The sequence below is a fragment of the Janthinobacterium aquaticum genome (assembly GCF_009208565.1).
In the GTDB taxonomy this organism is placed as follows: Bacteria; Pseudomonadota; Gammaproteobacteria; order Burkholderiales; family Burkholderiaceae_D; genus Janthinobacterium.
On sequence record NZ_WFLK01000018.1, the window covers coordinates 1 to 24,652 of the forward strand.

At 62.1% G+C, this 24,652-nt stretch carries 22 protein-coding genes; 4 read left to right on the forward strand and 18 right to left on the reverse strand.

The genetic code is table 11. From position 1 onward, the window contains the following. A partial coding sequence (locus GCM43_RS26295; RefSeq protein WP_226929637.1) for a hypothetical protein occupies positions 1–180 on the reverse strand: 180 nt, incomplete at its 3' end. A gap of 35 nt (positions 181–215) precedes the next feature. Between GCM43_RS26295 and GCM43_RS23220 the strand changes: the two genes are divergently transcribed. Both GCM43_RS23220 and GCM43_RS23225 read left to right on the forward strand, forming a co-directional pair. After that, complete coding sequence (locus GCM43_RS23220) at positions 216–1,439, forward strand: YbfB/YjiJ family MFS transporter (RefSeq protein WP_152248274.1); 1,224 nt, start codon at positions 216–218, stop codon at positions 1,437–1,439. Positions 1,440–1,482: 43 nt separating this feature from the next. Further along, complete coding sequence (locus GCM43_RS23225; protein WP_152248275.1) at positions 1,483–2,781, forward strand: leucine-rich repeat-containing protein kinase family protein; 1,299 nt, start codon at positions 1,483–1,485, stop codon at positions 2,779–2,781. 56 nt (positions 2,782–2,837) lie between these two features. Here GCM43_RS23225 and GCM43_RS23230 read toward each other — a convergent pair whose 3' ends face one another. Together GCM43_RS23230 and GCM43_RS23235 are read right to left on the reverse strand one after the other, a co-directional pair. Continuing rightward, positions 2,838–4,097 carry a nitronate monooxygenase gene (locus tag GCM43_RS23230; RefSeq protein WP_152248276.1) on the reverse strand — a complete coding sequence of 420 codons (1,260 nt, stop codon included), beginning with the start codon at positions 4,095–4,097 and terminating at the stop codon, positions 2,838–2,840. A gap of 132 nt (positions 4,098–4,229) precedes the next feature. Continuing rightward, a complete protein-coding gene (locus GCM43_RS23235) occupies positions 4,230–4,715 on the reverse strand; it encodes a YajQ family cyclic di-GMP-binding protein (RefSeq protein WP_152248277.1) in 486 nt (161 codons plus the stop codon). A gap of 139 nt (positions 4,716–4,854) precedes the next feature. Here GCM43_RS23235 and murB point away from each other — a divergent pair, with 139 nt between their 5' ends. Continuing rightward, positions 4,855–5,946 carry a UDP-N-acetylmuramate dehydrogenase gene (murB, locus tag GCM43_RS23240; RefSeq protein ID WP_152248278.1) on the forward strand — a complete coding sequence of 364 codons (1,092 nt, stop codon included), beginning with the start codon at positions 4,855–4,857 and terminating at the stop codon, positions 5,944–5,946. 9 nt (positions 5,947–5,955) lie between these two features. On the opposite strand, the gene ppnP is transcribed toward murB, so the two are convergent. From ppnP to GCM43_RS23315, 15 genes are all read right to left on the reverse strand, one after another. Next, positions 5,956–6,288 (reverse strand): pyrimidine/purine nucleoside phosphorylase, encoded by a 333-nt coding sequence (gene ppnP / locus GCM43_RS23245; RefSeq protein ID WP_152248279.1) that lies wholly within the window; start codon positions 6,286–6,288, stop codon positions 5,956–5,958. A gap of 17 nt (positions 6,289–6,305) precedes the next feature. Next, positions 6,306–7,340 (reverse strand): diguanylate cyclase, encoded by a 1,035-nt coding sequence (locus tag GCM43_RS23250; protein WP_152248280.1) that lies wholly within the window; start codon positions 7,338–7,340, stop codon positions 6,306–6,308. Between the two features lie 10 nt (positions 7,341–7,350). Continuing rightward, positions 7,351–8,397 (reverse strand): chemotaxis-specific protein-glutamate methyltransferase CheB, encoded by a 1,047-nt coding sequence (gene cheB / locus GCM43_RS23255; RefSeq protein ID WP_152248281.1) that lies wholly within the window; start codon positions 8,395–8,397, stop codon positions 7,351–7,353. 10 nt (positions 8,398–8,407) lie between these two features. Further along, complete coding sequence (locus tag GCM43_RS23260; RefSeq protein ID WP_152248282.1) at positions 8,408–10,774, reverse strand: hybrid sensor histidine kinase/response regulator; 2,367 nt, start codon at positions 10,772–10,774, stop codon at positions 8,408–8,410. After that, positions 10,771–11,457 (reverse strand): chemotaxis protein CheW, encoded by a 687-nt coding sequence (locus GCM43_RS23265; protein ID WP_152248283.1) that lies wholly within the window; start codon positions 11,455–11,457, stop codon positions 10,771–10,773. The genes GCM43_RS23260 and GCM43_RS23265 overlap by 4 nt, the downstream gene beginning before the upstream one ends. A gap of 18 nt (positions 11,458–11,475) precedes the next feature. Next, the gene (locus GCM43_RS23270; RefSeq protein ID WP_152248284.1) at positions 11,476–12,723 is read right to left on the reverse strand and encodes a CheR family methyltransferase; all 1,248 of its coding nucleotides are present in this window, start codon (positions 12,721–12,723) and stop codon (positions 11,476–11,478) included. Continuing rightward, complete coding sequence (locus GCM43_RS23275; protein WP_264372676.1) at positions 12,720–13,163, reverse strand: chemotaxis protein CheW; 444 nt, start codon at positions 13,161–13,163, stop codon at positions 12,720–12,722. Before GCM43_RS23275 ends, GCM43_RS23270 begins: the two co-directional genes overlap by 4 nt. 16 nt (positions 13,164–13,179) lie before the next feature. Beyond that, entirely contained in the window at positions 13,180–14,991 is a 1,812-nt protein-coding gene (locus tag GCM43_RS23280; protein ID WP_152248286.1) for a methyl-accepting chemotaxis protein, read from the reverse strand. Positions 14,992–15,188: 197 nt separating this feature from the next. Further along, entirely contained in the window at positions 15,189–16,424 is a 1,236-nt protein-coding gene (locus GCM43_RS23285) for an argininosuccinate synthase (RefSeq protein ID WP_102297967.1), read from the reverse strand. A gap of 53 nt (positions 16,425–16,477) precedes the next feature. Next, entirely contained in the window at positions 16,478–17,398 is a 921-nt protein-coding gene (gene argF, locus GCM43_RS23290) for an ornithine carbamoyltransferase (RefSeq protein ID WP_152248287.1), read from the reverse strand. Between the two features lie 241 nt (positions 17,399–17,639). Further along, positions 17,640–20,480 carry an ATP-binding protein gene (locus GCM43_RS23295; protein WP_152248288.1) on the reverse strand — a complete coding sequence of 947 codons (2,841 nt, stop codon included), beginning with the start codon at positions 20,478–20,480 and terminating at the stop codon, positions 17,640–17,642. A 128-nt stretch (positions 20,481–20,608) separates the two neighbouring features. Continuing rightward, on the reverse strand, positions 20,609–21,067 hold the full coding sequence (locus GCM43_RS23300) for a hypothetical protein (protein WP_152248289.1): 459 nt from the start codon (positions 21,065–21,067) through the stop codon (positions 20,609–20,611). Positions 21,068–21,322: 255 nt separating this feature from the next. After that, complete coding sequence (gene rsgA, locus GCM43_RS23305) at positions 21,323–22,228, reverse strand: ribosome small subunit-dependent GTPase A (RefSeq protein ID WP_152248290.1); 906 nt, start codon at positions 22,226–22,228, stop codon at positions 21,323–21,325. Then, on the reverse strand, positions 22,225–22,581 hold the full coding sequence (locus GCM43_RS23310; protein ID WP_152248291.1) for a 4a-hydroxytetrahydrobiopterin dehydratase: 357 nt from the start codon (positions 22,579–22,581) through the stop codon (positions 22,225–22,227). The genes rsgA and GCM43_RS23310 overlap by 4 nt, the downstream gene beginning before the upstream one ends. Further along, positions 22,578–23,852, reverse strand: a complete 1,275-nt coding sequence (locus GCM43_RS23315) for a M48 family metallopeptidase (protein ID WP_152248292.1) — start codon at positions 23,850–23,852, stop codon at positions 22,578–22,580. Before GCM43_RS23315 ends, GCM43_RS23310 begins: the two co-directional genes overlap by 4 nt. 60 nt (positions 23,853–23,912) lie before the next feature. Between GCM43_RS23315 and orn the strand changes: the two genes are divergently transcribed. Then, positions 23,913–24,503, forward strand: coding sequence for an oligoribonuclease (gene orn, locus GCM43_RS23320; protein ID WP_193315722.1), 591 nt, complete (start codon positions 23,913–23,915; stop codon positions 24,501–24,503). Positions 24,504–24,652 lie beyond the last annotated feature (149 nt).

Here is a 24,652-nt window from a genome sequence, read left to right on the forward strand (position 1 = left end):
CCGTGAAACAACTTTGCGCCGATGATAGTGCTGCAACCAGTGTGAAAGTAGGTTATTGTCAGGCTTGTTATTCGTAGTAGAGAAAAACCCGATCAGAAATGGTCGGGTTTTTTTTCGTCCGTGGGTCACGCCACCAATTTCTGCCTTGCCCTCTGGCCAGTCCGCTCGCGCCGCAAACATGTCACACTAATCCTGTTTGCACCCCAAGGATATTGATGAACACGAGCTCTTTTCCCACCAATGAAGCTGCTGCGCGCGCCAGCATCAAGGCGATTGCCGGCGGTTTGTGCGCCAGCCTGGTTGGTATCGGCCTGGCGCGCTTTGCCTATACGCCGCTGATTCCTTCGCTGATCGAAGCGCACTGGTTTTCCGTGTCTGACGTGATCTATCTGGGCGCCGCCAATCTGATGGGCTATCTTGTCGGCGCGCTGATGGGCCGTCCGCTGGCCAGGCATGTCAGTGCCAGTACGGTGCTGCGCTTGATGATGCTGCTGGCATCGGCAGCATTTTTTGCCTGTGCCTTTCCGCTGTCGGTCAGCTGGTTTTTTGTCTGGCGATTCCTGTCGGGTCTGGCTGGCGGCAGCATTATGGTACTGGTGGCGTCGACCGTTTTGCCGCATATTCCGGTCAACCGCAAGGGGATTGCCGGAGGTGCGATTTTTCTGGGCATCGGCGTAGGTGTGGCCGCGTCGGGTACGCTGGTGCCGTTACTGATGCATTCGGGCTTGCGTACCACCTGGCTGGGCCTGGGCGCCTTGTCACTGTTGCTCAGCCTGGTCAGCTGGACGTTCTGGCCTCACACGCTGCCAACTGGCAAGGCTGTTTCCGCTACCCACAAGACAGTGCTGCAAAAAGATGCTGCCGTCTCGCTCAATATCCTGTTCGTGCAGTATGCGCTGATGGCCGTAGCGCTGGTACCGATGATGGTGTTTCTGGTCGATTATGTTGCTCGCGGCCTGGGCCTTGGGGCACATCAGGCCTCATTGTTCTGGATCGTGTATGGCGTCGGTGCGATGGCGGGTCCCATGCTCTATGGCGCACTGGCCGACCGTATCGGTCCGGCACCAACCACCCACCTGGTGCTGTGGCTGCAGGCGGTGGCACTCGGCGTGATGCTGCTGTCGCAGCAACATCTGGTGCTGATTGTCGCAACCTTCGTGGTCGGCACTTTTCCGCCTGGTATCGTTCCGATTACGCTGGGCCGCTTGCACCATATGTTGGCTAGCGATGCCGCAGCACAAAATGCAGCGTGGAGCCGTGCCACCACCGTCTTTGCTTCTTTCCAGGCGCTGGCAGGGTATGGCTACTCCTATCTGTTTGCCGATAGCGGCGGCAATTATCACTTGCTGCTGATGGTTGCCATCTGCGCCCTGATGCTGGCCGTGCTGGCAGATGGCGTGAAAAAAATCCTGTCAGGCAAAGGCGGACGTTTCCTGTAGCGGGCTGCTACACTGCCGCCTTGACTGATTTTGAAAGTGTGCCGTGACCGCTACCGTGGAACAATTGCGCGCCGGACAATTGAAAGGCGTGCAGCGCTTGCAATTGTCCTGTGGCCTGACCCAATTTCCAGCCGAGATTTTCGATCTCGCCGATACGCTGGAGATCCTCGATCTGTCGAACAACAAACTGAGCACGTTGCCCGATGATTTGCCGCGCCTGCACAAGCTGCGCATTATCTTTTGCTCCAATAATCCTTTTACCGAACTGCCGGCGGTACTTGGCTCCTGCGCCGAGCTGCGCATGATCGGCTTCAAGGCCTGCCAGATACGCACTGTACCGGCCGCAGCGTTGCCGCCCAAACTGCGCTGGCTGACCCTGACGGACAACGCGATCGAGCACCTACCGGAAGAAATAGGCCATTGCGCGCATCTGCAAAAGCTGATGCTTGCCGGAAATCGCTTGAGTGCGCTGCCGGAGACGCTGGTGCATTGCCAGCAACTCGAACTGCTGCGTATCGCCGCCAATCGCCTGCCATCGCTGCCAGCGTGGCTGGAGCAGCTACCGCATCTGAGCTGGCTTGCCTGCGCCGGCAATCCGTTTAGCCAGGAACGTGAAGCCGCTGCGCTCGATGCCGCCAGTTTGCCGCAGATTGCCTGGGATCGGATGCAGCTGGGTCAACAGCTGGGAGAGGGCGCCTCTGGCGTGATTTCGCAGGCAACGCTCGATGGCCAATCGGTGGCGGTCAAGGTCTTCAAGGGCGAGATGACCAGCGATGGCCTGCCTGGCAGCGAGATGGCGGCCTGCGTCAGCGCCGGTAGCCACCCCAATATGATGGCGGTACTCGGTACGGTAAGTGCTCACCCACAGGGGGCGCCTGGACTGGTGATGCCGCTGATCGATGCGGCCTATGGTAACCTGGCAGGGCCGCCCAGCCTGGCGTCGTGTACGCGCGATATCTATCGCGCCGATGCCAGCTTCAGCGGCCAGCAGGTGCTGGCTATTTCGCATGGCATCGCTTCAGCCGTGCATCAGCTGCATGCGCATGGCATCGTGCATGGTGACCTGTATGCGCACAATATCCTGTATCGGCCGGACGGCGCCTGCCTGCTCAGCGATTTCGGTGCCGCTTCGTTGCATGCTCTCGATGCTGCTGCCACACCAGTGATACAGGGCTTCGAGACGCGCGCTTTCGGCATCTTGCTGGAAGAATTGCTGCAGCGCTGTGCAGCATCGTTGCCGGAGGTTAAGACCTTAAGCGCGGCCTGCCTGGCGGGGCCGCCGTTGCAGCGGCCACGCTTCGAGCAGATCGAGCGCACTCTGGCGGCGTTGCTGCCAGCATAAAAAAATGGCGCAGCCCATGCAGGCTGCGCCATTTTTTATATCCGGGCTATGCTGACTCAGGCCACGGTTTCTTTTTCCGGCAAGGCGATCTGGTTGTCGACGCTGAACTGGTAGTCCTTGAACACGTGCTCGGCTGACAGGATCTGGTATTCGCCATTGTCGAGCTTGTGCGTGGTGTCCTTCAGGCGATACGTGTAGTGGCCGCAGGTCCAGCAGTTGAAGTTGCGCATATGCGTGCACAGACAGGTCTTGTCCATCACCGACACCGTCTTCAGTTCCGGATGGGCCGCCACTTCGCGGTTATACGAATTGATGTAGGCGCAGTTGCCAGTGGCGTCGAGCAGATAGCCGTACGACTCGCAGCCCGGACGGATACCGGCGCCGATGGCTGGCGTGTTTTTCAGCATGCGCATCGGGTAGCCGGTCGGCGAGACGCCATTGACGATAATGTCTTCTTCTGACGCGCGGTAGTATTCTTGCTTGACCTTGTGCGGCAGGCCGCATTCGTTCGTGACGGTAAAGCGCGTGGCGACCTGTACGCCGGCAGCGCCCGCTTCCAGGAAGGACACGGCGTCGCTGCCGGTAAAGATGCCGCCGGCGGCGATCAGCGGAATATCGAGCTGCTCGGCCTTCAGGTACGCCAGGATTTCAGCGGTAATCACGTGCAGGTCGTAATTGGCCCAGTCCATGCCAAAGCCCAGGTGGCCGCCGGCCAGCGGGCCTTCGACGATCACGAAGTCGGGCAGGCGGTCGAGCTTGGCGTTCTTGCGCAGGAAAATCTGCAGTGCGCGCACAGACGAGACGATAATGCCCAGCTTGGCGTCACGGAAACGTGGATGGTCGGCCATCAACGCAAACGAGCCGAAGTGCAGGCCAGCCGACAGGGTGATGCCGTCGATACCGGCGTCGAGCGCCGCGTTCAGGCGCACGCGCAGCGTTTCGCGCGGACCGTTCATGGTCAGCTTTTCCATGCAGTTGACGAAAATCAGGCCATCGCCTTTTTTCGCTTCCATGGTGGCGCCGATATGGCGGCGCTGGGCTTCGGCCAGGCGGCCCAGGTCGAACTGCACCACAGCCTTGTCGCTGTTGTTGATGTTGAATTTGTACAGTTTGGTTTTGTCTTTGACAAAGGTGGTGTCGAAACGGCGATCCGACACGTCTTCCACCATGGCATCGGAAATATGGCCGATACCGTTCAGCCGCGCCGCTTCGAGCGCCAGCTCCGACGTGGAAATATCCACACCCATTCCGCCTATCATGATGGGCACATACTCTTTTTTGCCAAAGCGCAGGCGGAAATCATCAACACATTTCATTGCTATCCTTAGACTACCGTGGTTATCACTGGGCCAGACGCGCGCATCTGGCTGCGCATTGCCCCGATTCTACCCCAAGCAGGCGGGCAAAACGGGGTGCACATGATTGTTCAAATGTAAACTTGGTTGTGCTTAATCGCGGAAATTATTAAATTCCAGCGGCATGTCGGGCACATCCTTGCGCAGCATGGCCATGGCGGCCTGCAGGTCGTCGCGCTTGGCGCCGGTCACGCGCACCGATTCGCCCTGGATGCTGGCCTGCACCTTCATCTTGCTGTCCTTGATCACGCGCACGATCTTCTTCGCGTCGTCGGTCTCGATACCATTCTTGATCTTGATGACCTGCTTGACCTTGTCGCCGCCGATCTTCTTGATATCGCCTTCGTCGAGGAAGCGTACGTCGACCTTGCGCTTGGTCAGCTTATTGGTCAGCACGTCGCGTACCTGGCTGAGCTGGAATTCGGAATCGGCAAAGGCGGTCAGTTCGTTTTCCTTGTGCTCGACGCGGGCGTCGCTGCCCTTGAAGTCAAAGCGGGTCGAAATTTCCTTGTTGGACTGTTCCACCGCATTTTTCACTTCGATCATATCGGCTTCGGAGACTACGTCAAATGACGGCATGGTCTGTTCCTTTCATTTCTTGTTAAAGCGAGCACACGCTCGGCGCCATCGGCATGAAAGCCTGATGTGGCGCTGGGTGCGGGCGTAATTATAGATGCGACATTTTAACGGACAACGGGCTGGCCACCCTTGTCGGAAGATGGTTTTTTGTCGCTTTCGCTCTATAATCGAGCAAAATATTTCCGATTTCCTGTCTGACGAGCTCACCATCGAACACAATTACAGCCTCCGGCACCTCAATACCTTCGGCATCGACGCCAGGGCCGCCGCTTATCTGCGTATCAGTTCCACCGCGCAACTCCTGTCAGCATTGCAAGACCCCGACCTTGCCGCCATGCCGCGCCTGGTGCTGGGCGGCGGCAGCAATATCGTGCTGACCGGCGATTTTTCCGGCGTGGTGCTGCATATGGCCACGCGCGGCATGCGCCTGGCGCAGGCCAGCCTCGACACCGTGCTGGTAACCGCCGCCGCCGGCGAGAACTGGCATGATTTCGTGCAATGGACGCTGGCCCAAGGCGTGGGCGGCCTGGAAAACCTGTCGCTGATTCCCGGCACCGTTGGGGCGGCGCCGATCCAGAATATCGGCGCCTATGGCGTGGAAATCAAGGATTATCTGCATAGCGTGAGCGTCATGCATGCCGGCAGCGGCATGACCTTCGAGATGAATGTGGACGACTGCCGTTTTGGCTACCGCGACAGCATTTTCAAGCAAGCCCAGGGACGCGAACTGATCGTGCTGGAAGTGACGTTTGCGTTGCCGGCAGAATGGCGCCCGAACCTGCGCTATGCCGAGCTGGCGCAGGCCGTGGCCGAGCAGCAACTGGAAGCTGACCAGAAACAGCCAACCATGCAGCAGGTGGCCGACACCGTGATGGCGATTCGCCGGCGCAAGCTGCCCGACCCTGCCGTGATCGGCAATGCTGGCAGCTTCTTTAAAAATCCGGTCGTATCGCAGGCGCAATGCGAGGCCTTGCTGCAGCAGTTTCCAGCGCTGGTGCACCATGCGCAGGCGGACGGCACGCACAAGCTGGCGGCGGGCTGGCTGATCGATCAGTGTGGCTGGAAGGGGAGAAACCTGGGGCCTGCGGGCGTGTACCCCAAACAGGCGCTGGTTCTGGTAAATAACGGCGGCGCTCGTGGCGCCGATATTACTCGTCTGGCCGAGGCGATTACGGCCGATGTCGAAGCAAAATACGGGGTGAAGCTGTCACCGGAGCCGGTGTTTGTCTAGCAGGCTGGCTCAGCCGAAGTGGCAGACGTAGTTGACCGTTTCCACGGTTTCAATATCGAAATAGCTGTTGCCTGGCACCGAAAATTGCTGGCCGGCGCCGATGCTCTGCCATTCGCTGGCATCGGCCAGGCGCACCTTGCACAGGCCGCTGACGATTTCCATGATTTCCGGCGCGCCCGTATTGAAGCGCAGGTTCGAGGCAAAGATCACGCCCACGCTTTTTTTCGTGCCATCAGGAAAAATCACATTGTGCGAAATGCACTTGCCGTCAAAATAGATATTGGCTTTCTTGACAACGCTGACATTGTCCAGCTGTGCGCTGGCGTTGATGCTGGTACTCATGCTTGCCTTTCTTGCGGTTAAAAAACTTGGTCCTGCAGTTCGTCTGCATTGAGCACGCGATTGCGTCCGTTGCGCTTGACCGTGTACAGGGCCTGGTCGGCGCGGTTGATCAATTGTTCCATGGTCGATGCCGGCGAAGGCACGACGGTGGCCACGCCGATCGAGATGGTGACGATGCCCTTCGCGGACTCAGGATGGTCGATCTGCAAGTTTTCCAGATGGCAACGGCAGGCTTCGGCAATCTGCATGGCACCGGTCGTATCTGTTTCCGGCAGGATCAGGGCAAATTCTTCGCCGCCATAGCGCGCCGCCAGGTCGGCCGGGCGCTTCAGGTGCTCGGTCAGCACGGCCGCCACTTTTTTCAGGCACAGGTCGCCGGCCAGGTGGCCAAAGTGGTCATTGTATTTTTTAAAGTTGTCAATATCGCAGAACAGCAGGCTCAGCGGTTCCTTGTCGCGCTGGCCGCGCTGCCATTCGCCCTGCAGCGTATCGTCGAAGCGGCGGCGGTTGGCAATCCCGGTCAGGCCGTCGAGCGCAGCCAGCTTCTGCAGTTCGATATTGGCTTCGGCCAGGTTTTTCTGGCTTTCGCGCAGGAAACGGAACGCCTGGTCGCGCTGCAGCCGGCTGATATGGGCGTTCGAGTGATAGCGTATGCGCGCCAGCAATTCCAGCTTGTCCGGCAATTTCACCACATAGTCGTTGGCGCCCACGGCAAAGCTGTACGCTTTCAGTTTCGGATCGTCGCGCGCCGACAACACAATCACCGGCACATGGGCCAGCGCTTCGTGTTCGCGGTACTGCTTGATCAGCGCAAAACCATCGGTCTCGGGCAATACCAGATCCTGCAGGATCACGGTGGGCTGCATGCGCACGGCCGTATCGAGCGCCAGCCTGGGGTCGGTCACGTAGTGAAACTCGATATCCTGCTGGTCACCCATCATGCGGCGGATAGCCTCGGCGATGATCAGCTGGTCGTCCACCAGCAATACGCTGACCTTAAATTCAGTTAATGCAGCTTCGTGGGCTGGAAAACGGGAAGAAAATTCGGGCATTGCATTCTTTTCAAAGATTGGTGGCGGGTTCCCACCCACTGTTGAGTTTTGCGCCAAGGCGGTTGCGCAAACTCGCGCCTATTTTGTCGAGCGGCAGGATTTGTTGTGCGGCATCGAGCTCTGCTGCTGCGCGTGGCATGCCGTAGACGGCGCTGCTGGCCTGGTCCTGCGCGATGGTGGTCTTGCCGGCGCGGCGCATGGCCAGCAGGCCTTCGCCACCGTCGCGGCCCATACCTGTCAGCAAGATGCCGACCGCATCGGCACGCCAATGCTGGGCCACGCAATGGAAAAACACATCGACCGAAGGACGGTATACATAGTCGCGCGGTGCTGCATCGTACCGCAAACGATAGTTTTGATCTAGCAACAAATGATCGTTGGTCCGGGCGATCAACACCGTGCCCGGCACCAGCTCGTCGCCGTCGGCAATCACGCGCACCGGCATGCTGAGCTGGTCGTCGAGCCATTTGGCGAAGTGCGAGGCGAAGGTTTCATCGATATGCTGCACCACCACGATCGCGCAGCCGGGCGGCGGCGTCCAGCCTGACAGCACCCTGGCCACCGCCGATGGTCCGCCGGTGGACGCGCCGATGGCCACCAGCGTGCTGACCTGCGCCTCGCTGCGTTCGGCCGGTGCGGCGCTGCGCAGCGGCGTTGCCTCGGCGCTATGGCGTATCAGCTTGCCGATGGTCTTGATCTTGGCCAGCAGTTCGCTGTCGCCACCGGGCTTGCCCTGCAGCACAGGCGTGGCGGTCACATCGAGCGCGCCGGCGCCCAGCGCGCGAAACACCTGGTTGACATTGTCCTGTGGCTGGCCGGTCACCACCAGGATGGCGCACGGGCAGTGCTCCATGATCTGGCGCGTCGCTTCCACGCCGTCCATTTCCGGCATGTTCAGGTCCATCAGGATCAGGTCGGGCCGGTTGTCCAGGCTCATGCGTACTGCCTCGACGCCGGTACGGGCGATCCACAGCACCTGGTGCTCCTGGGTGCTGGCCACCACGCGGCGCAGCGCTTCGGCCGCCATGGCAACATCATTCACAATTGCAATCTTCATCCAGTGAGCCTCATAAGCGGGCGTCTCCAATCAGGTCGGCCACCGCGTCGAGCAAGGTCTCGTCGTGGAAGCTGCCTTTGGTCAGGTAGTAATCGGCGCCGGCGGACAGGCCGCGCGCGCGGTCTTCCTGGCGATCCTTGTAGGACACGATCATCACCGGCAGCTTGTGCAGGTGCAGATCCTTCTTGATCAGCGTGACCAGTTCGATGCCGTCCATGCGCGGCATGTCGACGTCGGTAATGACGAGGTCATACTCGCCGCTGCGCACCACGTTCCAGCCGTCGATGCCGTCGATGGCCACATCGACTTCAAAGCCGCGGCCCAGCAGCAGCTTGCGCTCCATTTCGCGCACCGTCAGCGAGTCGTCGACCACCAGGATGCGCTTGACGCGGCGCCGCTCGGCCAGCTGGCTCTGCGCCAGCTGCTGCAGGCTGCCTTCGTGCAGCAGCTTGTCGATCGACAGCAGCAAATCGGGCACATCGAGTATCAGTACCGGTTCGCCGTCGTCGAGCAGGGCGGCGGCCGAGATATCGCGCATCTTGCCGAAAATCGGATCGATGGCCTGCACCGCCAGGCTTTGCTCGCCGCGGATAGCGTCGACCACCAGCGCATAGCTTTGCTTGCCGCGTCCGATCACCACCACCGGCAGGTCGTCGCCGCTGGCCTCGGTGCTGCCCAGTTCGAGCACCTGCGCGGCCGAGACCAGCCCCAGATGCTCGCCCTTGAGTTCGAAAAACTGCTTGTTTTCCAGCGTGTGAATGGCCGCCTGCGGCACCCGCAGCACGCTTTCCACCTTGACGATGGGAATCGCATAGGCCTCGCCCTGGATGGTGATGACCAGGGCGCGCACGATCGACTGCGTCAGCGGCAGCGTGATCAGCGCGCGAAAGCCGCGCCCCGGTTCGGACTCCAGGCGCACCGTGCCGTTCTGCTGGCGGATGGTCTCGTGCACGATATCGAGCCCGACCCCGCGCCCGGACAGCTCGTTGGCTTTTTCCTTCAGGCTGAAGGCGGGCAGGAACAGGAATTCAAGCAGTTCGCCGCCCGACAGCGCCGCGGCCATGGCCGGGCTGGCCATCTTGCGCTGGACGACCGACTGGCGGATTTTTTCCAGGTCGACGCCGCGCCCGTCGTCGCTGATTTCAATGCTGAGCATGCCGGCGCGGTGGCGCGCCTCCATGCGGATGGTGCCCATGGCCGGCTTGCCCGCATCGAGCCGCTCGTACGGGCCTTCCATGCCATGGTCGAGCGCATTGCGCAGCATATGGTTGAGCGGGCTTTCGATTTTCGCCAGGATATCGCGGTCGACCAGCGTCTCTTCGCCTTCGATCACCAGTTGCGCCTCCTTGCCCAGGCTGCGCGCCAGGTCGCGCACCATGCGTGGAAACGCATGGATGCCGTCGCGAAACGGCCGCATGCGTAGCGCCAGCACCTCGTCGACCATGCCCTGCGAGACGGCCAGCAGGCGCCGCTCATAGGCCTCCATGTCGGCCATGTGCTCGAGCACGAATTGTTTCAGTGGCTGGGTTTTCTGTAGCGCCAGCAAGGACTTTTCCATCAGTCCCGGATCGCCAGAGCGCGAGATGGCCTCGTGCAGCTGTTCGACGGCGGCAAACAGATTGCTCTGGTTGCGCTTGAAACGCTGCAGCGCGCCGATAAACGGATGCATCTGGTGCGCATTGATGCGCGACTCGCTGGCCAGCGACAGCAGGCGGTCGAAGTTCTGTGCAGCCTTGGCTGGCGCGGCGGCACTGGCGCGTGGCGTGGCCGGCGCCGCTTCGCTTGTTTCAGGCGCGACGTTGGCAGCTTCGCCAGCCAGTTCGGCCTGCATTTCGCCAGCCAGCGCGGCCAGGATATCGGGCGGCAGGCTGCTGCCTGTTCCGCTGGCCGGTGCGGCGGCAGGCCCGGTCGCTGCCGTCGCTGGCGAGGACGGCAAGGGCGGCAGCGCAGGCAATTCGGGCAGCTCGGCTATGCCTTCGATGGCGGACAGCGTCTGCTTGATCTGCCCACCATTGGCGGCCAGCCAGCCTTCGGCACTGGCGTCATCGAGGCGCGACACCTGCACGATCAGGTCCACCCCCGACAGCAGCACATCGACCCGCTCCGGCGTGAGCTTGAGGCGGCCATGCTGGGCGGCGACAAAGGCGTCTTCCATGCCGTGCGCCAGTTGCACCACCACCTGCAGGCCGACGATGGCGGCCGCACCCTTGATCGAGTGCGCCGCGCGCATCATCGCCTCGATGGCGCCCGCATCGCCGGCGCGGCGTTCGAGCGCCAGCAGGCCGTCGGTCAGGATATGGGTCTGGCTGTCCGCTTCCATGCGGAACAGCTCGAGCATCGAAAATCCGCTCAGGTCGCCGAGCTGGTCCTGGCTCATCGTAATAGCCTCGCAAGTTGAAAGCCGATCAGCGCCGTGTCGAGGCAGCCGATGCGCAGCTCGCCCTCGGTAATCACGCCCGACAGATAGCGCGACAGGCCCTTGTTGATGGTCGCTGCCGGCACCTGCATGGTGCTTGACGCATAGCGCACGATGCCGTGCAGGTCGGCCACCGGCAGCGCATAGGCCTGGTCTTCCCAGCACAGGAGCAGCAGGCGCGCAAACGTGTGGCGTCCCTTGGCGGGCGGCGCGCCCTGTTCGTCGATGCCCAGCAGCTGGGCCAGCGACATGCAGGGATAGAGCTTGCCGGCGATATTGACGATGCCCAGCAGGCCACGTCCGCTGCGATGCGGCAGCACGTGCGGGCGCACCTGCGGCGCGACAGACACAAAGACCCTGGTGGGCAGCGCCAGCCATTCGCGGCCGATGCGAAACACCAGCGCCGAGCTGTCGTGCTGCCCGCCGTTGTCGGCCACTGCACGGAAGTGGCTGGCCCACGCCTGCTGGTAATCGGCGTCGAGCGGGCGCTGCAGGTTGCGCTGGGCGGCATCGGCATACACCTCGCAATTGCGGCAATGGATATGCTCGCGCAGTCGCGCGCAGCTCTGGTCGCCGGCTACGCCGATCACGTTCCAGCAGTCGTCGATGCTGTCGCGCTCGGGATTGAGGGGAAGGCTGTTCATAGGCTATCGCTCCGCATGTCAGACCTCGGCCTGGCGGCGCTGGTAGACGCGCGCGGCGCGCGCCTTCAGGGTCGCGGCAGCCGTGTGATTGCCGTTGCGTTCGGCCAGCAGCGACAAATGGCACAGCGCTTCATAGTGGTCGGGCCGCAGGTAGATGCAGCGGCGCCAGTAGTCTTCGGCCAGGTCCATCTTGCCGGCCAGTTCGTTGATCATGCCCAGCATGAAATACGCTTCGGCGTCGTCGGGATGGCGCGCCAGGTGCGCGTGGCACAGGTCGCCCGCTTCGCGCAGCTGGCCACGGTCGGCCAGCAGGCGCGCCTGGGCCAGCAGGTCGGCCGGCTGGGCGCTTGCCGGCTTGGGCGCTGAAGGCGGCACGGCCGGCGCGCGCGCGCGCGGTGGCGCTGGCGTGCTGTTCGTCAACGGGCGCGGCACGCTGCGCAGCGCGGGCGCCAGGGGGCGCGGTGAAGCCACTGGCTCCACGATGGGCAAGGGTGCATTGGCCGCGCCGCCTTTTTTCAGTGCAAACGCCTGGCGGTACTGCAGCGGCGCAAAGCCGTGCTGGCAGAACGAGGGCACCTCGGCGTAGCCGGCCAGCAGCATGCCGTCGTCGGCCAGCAGCGAAGAGAGTTTTTCAATCGCCGCGCGGGTGGTCGGCTTGTCGAAATAAATCAGCAGGTTGCGGCAGAACAGCACATCGTAGGGCTGAGGCAGGGCGCCGGCGTCCAGTTGCAGCAAATTGCCCTGCCTGAAGGTGATCTGCGTGCGCAGCGCGTCGTCGATCCGATACGCGCCGTTGGGCAGGGGCGTGAAATAGCGTTCGCGAAACGCCATGTCCTGCGCGCGAAAGGCGTTGCGGCCATAGATGCCTGCCTGCGCGCGCTCGATGCAGGCCGGGCTCAGGTCATAGGCGTCGATACTGAACGCCTGCGACGGCACGCCGCCATCGCGCAGCGCCATCGCCATCGAATACGGCTCTTCGCCGCCAGCGCAGGGGATCGAGGCAATGCGCGTAAGCCTGCCGCGCGCCCAGCGCTCGCGCACCAGTTCGACCGTGGCGTAAAACGCCTGCGGGTCGCGAAACAGCCACGATTCGGGCACCACCACCAGTTCGACCAGCTGCGTCATTTCAGCCGGTGTCATGGTGTCCAGGTAGGCCACGCTGTCGGCCACGCCGGTCAGTTCCATGCGCTGGCGCACGGCGCGCTCGGCCATCGACTTCGACACCGTCAGTCCGGTCACGCGCCGCAGCAGCGCCTGCGCCATCATGGCGCGCTCCCGGCCGGAAACAGCAGTGCGCGCACCTCGGGCGACAGCAACTGCTGCAGCTGCAACAGCTGCAGCGTGCCTTCGCTGCCGCTGGCGACCTGGCCCAGGAAGGGTGCGCTCAGCACGCCGCTGTCAGTCAGCCTGGCTGGGTCGATCTGTTCGATGCCGCGCACGCGCGAGGCCATCAGGCCCAGCGCGTGGCTGGCGCCGCCGGCGGGCCGGTAGTTGACCACCACGATGCGCGTGTCGAACTGGGTCGCGGCCGGCGCCAGGCCGGCCAGGCGCGACAGGTCGATCACCGGCACGTGCGCGCCGTGCAGGTCCATCAGGCCGGCCACGTAGTCCGGCGTCAGCGGCAGCTGCTTCAGTTGCAGCAGCGGCAGCACGCGCACGATATCGGCCAGCGGCAGGCCGTAGCGGTCGTTCCCGATATGAAACACCAGCACTTTCATGGCGTCAGATGGTCACGGCAAAGTTCGATACGCTCGATTGCAGGTCGCCGGCCGCATATTGCAGCTGGTGCACCGCTTCGCTGGTGGCCTTGAGCGATTCGACCGTCTGCTGGGTGGCGTCGTTCAATTGCATCATGGTGTCGGAAATCTGCGAGGCGCCGATCGCCTGCGACTGCATGCCCTGCAGCACGGCGTCGAACTGCGGCGTCAGTTTCTGCACCTGGTCCATCACCGACGACAGCTGCTCGGCCACCTGGCGCACTTCGCCCACGCTGCGGCGGATCTCTTCGGAAAATTTGTCCATGCCCATCACGCTGGCCGACACGGCCGACTGCATTTCCTTGAGCATCTGTTCGATATCCCAGGTCGATACCGACGTCTGGTCGGCCAGGCGGCGAATTTCAGTGGCCACTACCGAAAAGCCACGGCCCGCTTCACCGGCCTTTTCGGCCTCGATGGCGGCGTTGAGCGACAGGATATTGGTCTGGTCGGCCACCTTGGTAATGGTGATCAGCACGCTGTTGATATTGCTGGCTTTTTCCGACAGCGCGGCCAGCTTGGCGTTGATCGAATCGGTGGCCGACACCATGTGCTGCATGGTTGAATCCATGCGTTTGAGATTGCCCTGGGCTTCGGCGGTGGCGTTGGTGGTGTAGTCGGCCACGGCGGTGGCGTCTTCCATGGTCTTGAGCAGCTGGCTGGTATTGGCCGAGATTTCCTTGGTGGTGCTGAGAATTTCCACGCTCGTTTGCGCCTGCTCGATGCCGGTCGCCTCCTGCTGGCGCGCCGAGGCGGCAATTTCGGTGGCCGAGGTGGTCACCTGGATGCCGGCTTTCTGCACATTGTTGAGCAGGCTGCGCAGGTTCTCGAACATCTTGGCCAGGCCGTTGCCCAGCTGGCCGATGGCATCGCTGCCGTTGATGGTCACCTTGCCGGTCAGGTCGCCCGAGGCGGCCTTCGAGACCACTTCCAGCAGCGAGTCGACCTTGGCGCGCAGCATATTGGTGGCGGCCAGTTCATTGGCCTGGTTGTCCTGGATGGTTTGCGCCATGCGGTTGAATTCTTCGGTGACCTTGCCCAGTTCATCGCGCGAGACGATGGCGGCGCGGGCGCCTTGCTCGCCGCCGGCAATGCGGCCCACGGCCTCGGTCAGGTTATTGAGCGGGCCGAGAATGGCTTTGCCGAGGATAAACGAAATGCCCAGTGCCAGCACGATGCACAACACGCCGCCCAAAGCCAGCGTCAGCAGCATGGTTTCCTGCAGCCTGGCCGAGGTGGCCGTGCGCTCGGCCAGCAAGCGGCTTTCTTCGGCCGCCGCTTCGTCCAGCAGTTTGTTGGCCTGCACGATAGCCGGATAACCATTGGCTGGCATGGTGCGCGCCACCGTTTCGGTGGCGCCCGGCGTATTGCCCAGGGCACGGCGCTTTTCAATTTGCGGGTTGATCCAGTCGCGCACCCAGGTGGTGGTCAGCTGGTCGATCTTGCGGAAACGCTCGGCCTGCACCTTGTTGTCGACCGTCATGGCAATCGCTTTTTGCGTATGCTGCGTCAGCACGGCCATTTCATCGGTCTCGGGATTGAGCGAGGCCTCGTTGCCGGTCAGAATGTAGCCGCGCGCCTCGACCTGGATCTGCAGGATGGAATTGTGTATCTTGCTCACCTCACTGAGCACTTCCATCGTGTGCCGGTCCCAGTTGTTGGCCTCCGACAGGCGCGCAAAGCTGTTGTAGGCGACGCCCAGCAGGATCAGGATAATCGCCACGATCGAGCCGAAGCCCATATACAGTTTATTCTTGATGCTGAGGTTGTTGAACATGGGGTCTCCGAAAGCGGGAAGGTTCTGCTGAGTTGCACGGGGGTATTTTGCCATGCGGCCAGTAAAAAGGGGGTATTGACCGTCACGCCACGGCCATGCAGGCAAGTTTTTGCTACAGTTCCCACGCATAAATGCAAAAAAGCCGCCCACAGGCGGCTTGTTCGCTGCCGGGCAACGCGTGCCCGGACTGGCTGGCTTTACTTCTGGCCGCGCTTTTCGCGGGCAATCGCGGCAATGCGCATGCGCAGTGCGTTGAGCTTGATGAAGCCGCCGGCGTCGGCCTGGTTGTAGGCGCCGCCGTCTTCGTCGAAGGTGGCGATGTTCATGTCGAACAGCGAATCGGTCTTCGAATCGCGCGACACCACGATCACATTGCCCTTGTACAGCTTGATGCGTACCCAGCCGTTGACGGTCTGCTGCGTATGGTCGATCAGCGTTTGCAGCGCCACGCGCTCCGGCGCCCACCAGTAGCCGTTGTAGATCATCGAGGCATAGCGCGGCATCAGGTCGTCTTTCAGATGCGCCACTTCGCGGTCCAGCGTGATCGATTCGATCGCGCGGTGGGCTTTCAACATGATGGTGCCGCCCGGGGTTTCATAGCAGCCGCGCGATTTCATGCCGACGTAGCGGTTTTCCACCAGGTCCAGGCGGCCCACGCCATGCTTGCCGCCAACCTTGTTCAGCTCGGCCAGCACGGTGGCCGGCGACATGCGCACGCCATTGATGGCAACGATATCGCCTTTTTCGTATTCGATATCGAGGTATTCCGCTTCGTCCGGCGCCTTTTCAGGGCTGACGGTCCAGCGCCACATGCTTTCTTCGGCTTCGGCGCTCGGGTTTTCCAGATGGCGGCCTTCAAAGCTGATATGCAGCAAGTTGGCGTCCATCGAGTACGGCGCGCCGCCGTTCTTGTGCTTCATGTCGATTTCGATGCCGGCGTCTTCTGCGTACTTCAGCAGTTTTTCACGCGACAGCAGGTCCCACTCGCGCCATGGCGCAATGATCTTCACGCCCGGTTTCAGCGCATAGGCGCCCAGTTCGAAGCGTACCTGGTCGTTGCCCTTGCCGGTGGCGCCGTGCGAGATGGCGTCGGCGCCGGTGGCGTTGGCGATCTCGATCAGGCGCTTGGCGATCAAAGGACGGGCAATCGAGGTGCCCAGCAGGTATTCGCCTTCGTAGACGGTATTGGCGCGGAACATCGGGAAGACGAAATCGCGCACGAATTCTTCACGCACGTCTTCGATATGGATGTTTTCCGGCTTGATGCCGAACTTGATGGCCTTGGCGCGTGCCGGTTCCAGTTCTTCGCCCTGGCCCAGGTCAGCGGTGAAAGTGACGATTTCGCACTGGTAATTATCTTGCAGCCATTTCAGGATGACCGAGGTGTCCAGGCCGCCCGAGTAGGCGAGGACTACTTTTTTGATGTCGCTCATATTGCTTCCAGTTGTCTAGTGTGGTGATTGATGCTGATTGATACTGATAGGGCTTAATTGATCTTACCAAGCAGCAGGTATTCGATCAGGGCTTTTTGTACGTGCAGGCGGTTTTCCGCTTCGTCCCACACCACCGATTGCGGTCCGTCGATCACTTCGGCGGCCACTTCCTCGCCGCGGTGGGCAGGCAGGCAGTGCATGAACAGGGCTTCGGGCGCGGCGCGCGCCATCTTGGCGCTATCGACGATCCAGCCGTCGAACGCCTTGATGCGCGCGGCGTTTTCCGCTTCGTAGCCCATGCTGGTCCACACGTCGGTATTGACCAGGTGCGCGCCTTCGCAGGCGTCCGACGGATTGTCGAAGAAGGTATAGCGCTGTGTTTTCACTTGCGCCAGGTCGATGTCGTAGCCTTTTGGGGTCGACACATTGACGTGGAAGCCAAACACCTCGGCTGCCTGCAGCCAGGAGTACAGCATATTGTTGGCGTCGCCGATCCAGGCGACGACCTTGCCGGCAATCGAGCCGCGGTGTTCGATATAGGTAAAGATATCGGCAAACACCTGGCACGGATGGTGTTCGTTGGTCAGGCCGTTGATGACCGGCACGCGCGAATTGGCGGCAAAGCGCTCGATAATGTCCTGGCCGAAGGTGCGCACCATGATGATGTCGCACATGCGCGACATGACCTGGCCGGCGTCTTCCACCGGTTCGCCGCGGCCCAGCTGCGAATCGCGCGTATTGAGATAGATGGCGGCGCCGCCCAGCTGGTGCATGCCGGCTTCGAACGACAAACGGGTACGGGTCGAGTTCTTCTCGAACACCATCACCAGCGTGCGGTCGATCAGCGGATGGTAGATCTCATAGTTCTTGAACTTGCGCTTGATCAGATGAGCGCGTTCGATCACATATTCGTACTCTTCCAGGGTGAAGTCGGAAAATTGCAGGTAATGCTTGATCGGTTTTTTTGTCAACATAATGAGAACCAGAAGATGCGCAGGCCGCCGGCGGCGTGCCTTTCCCGCCGGCTTGCTGATGCGTCTTGCCCGGCGCGCTGCTGTGTTGATCGTTCCTGCAATGTAAAAAAATCGCGCGGTTGGAATCAGTTTGCCATATTGAAAAAAATGCAATGGCAAAAACGACAGCCGTTCAATTATAAGGGTTTTGCTTTTGGATTGGAAAGGCTGGCAGGACGGCGCCTGCACAGCCATTGCCGCGTCAGTAGATGGCGCTGGCCGGGGCGCCGTTTTGTTGTGGCGCCACCAGCGGCAATACCAGCGTAAAACAGGTGCCGGCGCGGCTGCTGTTGACGTTGATGACGCCGCCCAGCAGGGCGGTGACGATGTTGTAGCTGATCGACAGGCCCAGGCCGCTGCCGCCGCGGCCCAGCTTGGTGGTAAAGAAAGGATCGAAGATGCGCGACAGATGCTGTTCTTCGATGCCGCCGCCGTTGTCTTCAAAAATGATGCGCACCTGCGTCTCGCTGGCGCTGGCCGACAGGCGCATCAGGCCAGATGGCGTGGCCTTGTCAAAAGCATGCAGCAGGGCGTTGTTGACCAGGTTGGTGATCACCTGGCCCAGCGGACCGGGATAGCTGTCCATGCCGATGCCGAACGCAATGTCGGTTTCGATCCGGTGGCCCGAACTGCGGATGCGGTTCATGACGGTGGCGATGATTTCATGGCTGAGTTGCTGCAGGTCGAATGCGCGCCGCTGTTCGGTGGTGCGATCGACCGCCACCTGCTTGAAACTGTTGACCAGGTCGGCCGCGCTATGCAGGCCGCGCATCACCAGCGCCGCTGCCTTGCCGGCGTCGTCGATATACGCAGCCAGGTCGGAGCGGCGCAGGCCGGCGCCATTCATCAGCCGTTCCACATCCTGCGTTTTTTGCTGCATGGTGCTGGCGATCAGCAGGCTGTTGCCGATCGGCGTATTGAGTTCGTGCGCCACGCCGGCCATCAGCGCACCGAGTGCCGCAAGTTTTTGCTGCGACACCAGCTGCGTCTGCGCATCCTGCAACTGGCGATAGGCGCTGGCGTTGTCGAGCGCGATGGCGCTGTAGGCGCACAGGGTACGAAAGATCAGCCGTTCGCGTTCGCCATAGGCGTTGCTGTGGCAGGACTGCACCGTCATCACGCCCAGCAGCCGCTCGCCCACCATCAGCGGCATATACAGCACGCTCTCGTTATGCAGCGTGCCCGGCACAGTGTAGGCATGGCGCCGCGGCGGCACCTGGGCGATATACACCTCGCAGCGTCCCAGCAGGCAGCGCACCGAATAGGCATGCGCGTTGTCGAGTGCAATAGCGTTGTCGGGCAGCAGGCGGCCCGCTTCCACGCCATAGGCGCGGTGCAGGGCGGTGCCGGCCGCGTCGAGCATATAGACGGCAAAGGTATTGACCGACAGCAGCGCATGGACATGGCGGTCGAGCACCTGGAACACGGCGCTGGCGTCGAGGTGGGTGGTAATTTCCTGGCCGATGGCCGACAGCCGTTCCAGCGTGTCGCTGGTCTGCTGCAGCACTTCGGCGCGGCGCGCTTCCGAGGCGGCCAGTTCGCGGTGGTGATAGCCTTCCGAGCGCGCATGTTCGGTCTGGTGGTGCACCTGCATGGCGATGGCGCGGTTGGTGGCCTGCTGGGTGTGGCTTTTTTCCCGCGCCACGCCGGCCTCGAGCGCGATGTCATAGGCGCGCGCATAGTCGCCGACATCGGCGTATTCGCGCGCCAGTGCATCGAACAGGTCGGCTGGCGGCGTGTAGTCGTCGATCGACAGCGCCACCTGCAGCGCGCAGTGCAGGTAGTGCAACGCCGGCGTGGGTTCGCGCATGCCGGTCGGCGCCGCCAGTTCATGGCGCGCATGCAGCATGGCCAGCACGCGCAGCGCCGCCACCTGGTTGACGGCGTCGCCCTGCACGGTGGCCAGTTGCAGCGCGCGCCGCGCCGCCAGATGCGCCTCTTCCGGCAGGTCGAGATAAGACAGCGCATGGGCGCTGCCGCGCTGGGCCAGGCAGCGAAAGTCGGCCTGGCCCAGCGCCTCGGCGCGCTGCGCCAGGCGCGAGAAGGCGTCGAGCGCCATGTCGTAGTCGCCTTTGTCCAGACTCAGTTCGCCAAGGTAGAACAAGGCATTGGCGTAGCTGCGCGCGCCGGCCATCGGCGCGAGCGTGTGCAAGGCCTGCTGCAGCAGCGTTTCGGCGTCCTGCAGGCGGCCCAGGCGGCGCATGGTTTCGGCCGTGTGGGTCTGGCAGGCGCCGATGCTGCGCGGCCAGCCGGTCGGGCAGGCCAGGTCGAGCGCGCACTGCATCCATTCGAGCGCCGACTCATGGTCGTTCAGGCTGCCGAAGCAGTCGCCGATATTGATGGCGGCGGTAATGGCGGTGCGCAACTGGCCGCTGTCGAGCGCCGCTTCATAGGCCTGCATGTAGTGGCCGGCGGCGCGCCCCAGATCGTGCGAGCGGTAGGCCAGCATGCCGTGGAAATCATGGACCCACGTGGCCAGCGGGGGCGGCGGCTGCAGGCCGGAGGAGTCGAGGCTGAAGCGTTTCCCCCAGCGCGCCTGCGCCGCAGGCGCATCGTGCAGCACGGCCCAGCGCGCGCTGGCCGCATCGGCCAGGCTGGCGCGCATGGCGTCGCCGGCGCTGCGCGCCTGTTCTGCTGCCAGTTGCAGCTGCTCGTCGCGGCGCAGATGGTCGCCACGGTCGATCGCAATCGAGGCCAGCAGCCAGTGCACATCGGCGCAGGCGGCATTGTCGCCAAGCTGGCATACGATATCGCGCACGGCCAGCGCCATGGCTTCGGCCTTGTCGAGCGCGCCGTGCAGCCAGGCCAGTTCGGCCTGTATCAACTGCAGGCGCGCCTGAGCCAGCGCCTGTGCCTGCGGCGTCAGCGCCGCCGACGCCAGCAGGCCGTGCGCCTCCTGGCCATAGCGGCTGGCGCGCGCGCTGTCGCGCTGGCGCAGATGCCAGGCCAGCGACAGCAGCAGCGGCAGGCGCTGCGCACCCTGCAGCGGCGCCATGGCATTTTCCCACTGTGTTATTTCATGCTCGAGCACGAACATTTCCATACTTGCCTCTCCCGCGACAGTGGCGCCGGCTTGCCTTCCAGACAAGCCCGGTGCCTGTCATTGTAAGCTGCCTGCGGGAGAAATGTTCATGTCTGAACAGGCATTTTATGCCTGCTGCGCAGCGCCTTTCAGCGTGAAACCAGGCGGATCGGCGCCTGTGCGCCAGTATCAGCCAGTGCCTGGCCTGCCGGTGCGCGCAAGCCAGGCAGGCGCTGGGCGTCGTCGATGACCACCCGTTCGCCGCCCTGTTCAAAGGCAAGGCTGGCGCCGCGCTCGGTGACAAAGCGCCCCGGCGCCGTGGCGTGCAGCCGTACTTCCTGCGTGGCGCGCAGTTCGCGCCGCTGCGCCAGGCGGCCGAAGAACTGCTGATCCTGCTGGCGCACCACCAGCAGTTGGCCGTTCGACAGCGCATACGGCTGCTCCATCGACATCGCTTCCTGCGCGGTCACCTGGTAGGGCGCCTGGATGCTGATGCGCACCTTGCCGTGATCGGCGCCGGATTGCGCCAGCGCAGGGGTAGACGCAGCGGACAAGGCCAGCAGGGCGGCGGCGGGGAGCAGGCGTGCAACGTGGATAAGCTTGGACATGAGAATCACCTTTGATCTGGAGGTAGGAGGGGGAACCGTCTTGTCGCTGGCAGGGCTGCTGCAGCAACGCAGATCAAGATAGCAAATGCACCATGTTGTCTCCAGCGGCTGGCGACGAATGGCAGCTTTCGGGGGCTGGAATGCCGGAAAACGGGAATGAGTGGTTGTCGGTAAAAATGCGGAAAGCAGTGCTGGTGGCGAAATTTAATTTCGCACACCAGTGCTTTTTTATGGATAAGTTTGCTTTCTCCGGTGTCAGTACAGCGTCTGCGCCGACTCGTGCAGCAACTGGCCGTACAGCGTGTGGCGCATTTTAGCGATCTTGCCGTCGGCCAGCGCCTGCAGCACCGCGCATTGCGGCTCGATCAGATGGCGGCAGTTATAGAACTTGCAGCCGCCCAGATAGGGCTGGAATTCGCGGAAGGCGCGCTCGAGCATGCCTTCGCTCAAATGGTACAGACCGAATTCCTGGAAGCCCGGTGAATCGATGATCGAGCTGTGCTCGCCCAGTTCAGGCAGGCTATACAGTCGCGTAAAGGTGGTGGTGTGCTTGCCCGTGTCGAGCGCGGCGGAAATCTCGCGCACGGCGATGTCGGCGTCCGGCACCAGCAGGTTGATCAGCGACGATTTGCCCATGCCCGACTGGCCGATCAGGATCGACGACTGGCCAGCCAGCAGCGGCGTCAGCGTGGCCACCGCATGCTCGGGTGCGGCGCGCGCCGACACTTCATGCACCGGGTAGCCGAGCGAGGAGTACGGCAGCAGGCGTTCGCGGGTCTTGTCCAGCGAGGCCGTCACATCGGTCTTGTTGAGGATAATGTGCGCCTCGATGCCGGCCGCATCGGCCGCCACCAGCGAGCGCGAAATCAGGTCGTCGGCAAAGCCCGGCTCGGTGGCCACCACGATAAACAGCTGGGTCAGGTTGGCCGCCAGCAGCTTGGACTTGTACTGGTCCGAGCGGTACAGCAGCGTCTGGCGCTCGTCGATGCTGTCAATCACGGCCTGGTCGTTCGAGGTGCGCGTCAGCTGCACCCGGTCGCCCACGGCCACATTGGTTTTCTTGCCGCGCGTTACGCACTGCAGCTTGACGCCATCCACTTCGGCCAGGTAGTGGCGGCCATGGGCGGCAATAATGACGCCATTGAGTTTATCGGCACTCATGGCGCCACCTGGCTGCTCTGGTAAAGCGCATCGGCCCGCGCGGCGCAGATAAAGTCGTTGTCGGACAGGCCGCCGGCGCCCTGGTTGATTGAATGGGTGGTGTAGCGGGCGGTACAGCTTTTATAGGTAATGATGAGCTCCGGATGGTGGTCCTGAATATGGGTCATATAAGCGAGTGCGTTGACAAAAGCCAGCGTCTGGTAATAGTTCTTGAATTGAAAAGTGCGCGTCAGTATGCCGTCGTGCAGCCGCCAGTCGGGCAGCAGGGCCAGCAGGCTGGCCACGTCGGTATCGGGCAGCGCCTGCTGGCGCGGCGCGCACTGCTGCTGCGCCAGGGCTTGCAAGGTCGTCATGCGGTAGCTCCCTTCAGGTGGCCGATGCGCACGCTGGCCGGCGGGTGCGAGTCGTAAAAGGCCGAGTGCAGCGGATCGGGCGTCAGCGTCGAGGCGTTGTCTTCGTACATTTTCACCAGCGCCGACACCAGGTCATTGGCGTCAGTATGTTGAGCGGCAAAGGCATCGGCTTCGAATTCATGCTTGCGCGAGCCGAGCGAGGCCAACGGCCCCAGCAGGAACGTGAACACCGGCAGCGCCAGCATGAACAGCAGCAGCGCCAGCGCATCGGTGCCCTGGCCGGCCAGCGCCAGCGTGACCGGGTCGACGCCGAGGCCTGCATAGAACCACGGCTGCGTCTTCAGGTAACCGAGCAGCGCCAGGAAGCCCAGCGATATGGCAAACATCATGGCGATGCGCTTGACGATATGCCTGAGCTTGAAGTGGCCCAGCTCATGCGCCAGCACCGCTTCGATTTCATGCGGCGCCAGGCGCGACAGCAGGGTGTCGAAAAACACGATGCGCTTGTTGGCGCCAAAGCCGGAAAAATACGCATTGCCATGGGCGCTGCGCTTGGAGCCGTCCATCACGAACAGGCCTTTGGAGGCAAAGCCGACGCGCTGCATCAGGCCTTCGATGCGTTGTTTTAGCGATTCATCGGCCAGCGGCGTAAATTTGTTGAACAGCGGTGCAATCACGGTTGGGTAAAGCACCATCATCAGCAGCTGGAAACCGCTCCACACCAGCCACGCGTACAGCCACCACAGGTCGCCCGCGCTGGCCATCAGCGTCAGCACCACCCACAGCAGCGGCAGGCCGATGGCTGCGCCCAGCAGCACACCCTTGAGCATGTCGGCAAAGAACAGGCCGCGGCGCATGGCATTGAAGCCGAAGCGTTGTTCAAGCACGAACTGGCGGTAATAATCAAACGGCAGGTCGACCAGCCCGGAGATGGCGGCAAAGGCCACGATCAGGCTGATTTGATACCACATGCCGGAACCCGTTACTTCCTGCAGATGCACGGCCAGCCACTGCAGGCCGCCAAGCAACGTAAAACCAATCAGCACCGCGTAGTTGACCAGCAGTGTGAGCAGGCCGAACTTGGTTTTCGCGACCGTATAGTCGGCCGCCTTCTGGTGCGCGGCCAGCGGGATTTTTTCAGCAAATTCAGGCGGCACCTGGGCGCGGTTGGCCAGCACATGGCGGATCTGGCGCGAGGCCAGCCAGAAGCGCACGGCCAGCGTCAGCACCAGAAGGGAAACAAACAAAATCGAGAACGCGAGTGAATACATGCTGTGCCTGTGAGAAAATGGCTGATTATTTAGTTAGTTTAATCAGGCCAAGAGAGAATTATGTCACAAGCGACCGACTTAACCCCATCCATCCCTGCCGCTCCTGCGCGTCCCAATGAAATGAACCTGATCTGGGTCGATATGGAAATGACCGGCCTGGAACCCGATACCGACCGCATTATCGAAGTGGCGGTGGTGGTCACCGACATGCACCTGAACCTGTTGGCCGAAGGCCCGGTATTTGCGATTCACCAGTCCGATGAAACACTGAACAAGATGGATGCCTGGAACAAGGGCACGCATGGCCGCTCGGGCCTGATCGAACGGGTCAAGGCCTCGACCGTGACGGAAGCGCAGGCCGAAGCCGAGCTGATCGCGTTCCTGAAAAAGTATGTACCAGCTGGCAAATCGCCGATGTGCGGCAACACCATCGGCCAGGACCGCCGCTTCATGGTGCGCGGCATGCCCAAACTCGAAGCGTTCTTCCACTACCGCAACCTGGACGTATCGACGCTCAAAGAGCTGTGCAAGCGCTGGAAACCGGAAATCGCCACCGGCTTCAAGAAGCACCAGAAGCATACGGCGATGGCCGATATTATCGAATCGATCGAAGAGCTCAAGTACTATCGCGAGCATTTTATCAAGCTGTAGGTTTTATGTCGCGAGTGGTTGTCGGCTTACGCGCTGCGCGCTAAGCCGACCTACGCACCAAGCCGACCTGCGTGCAACCCGACCTGCGCGTATTGCGTAGGTCGGGTTAGCCGCGCAAGCGCGGCGTAACCCGACATAGCCAGCGCACC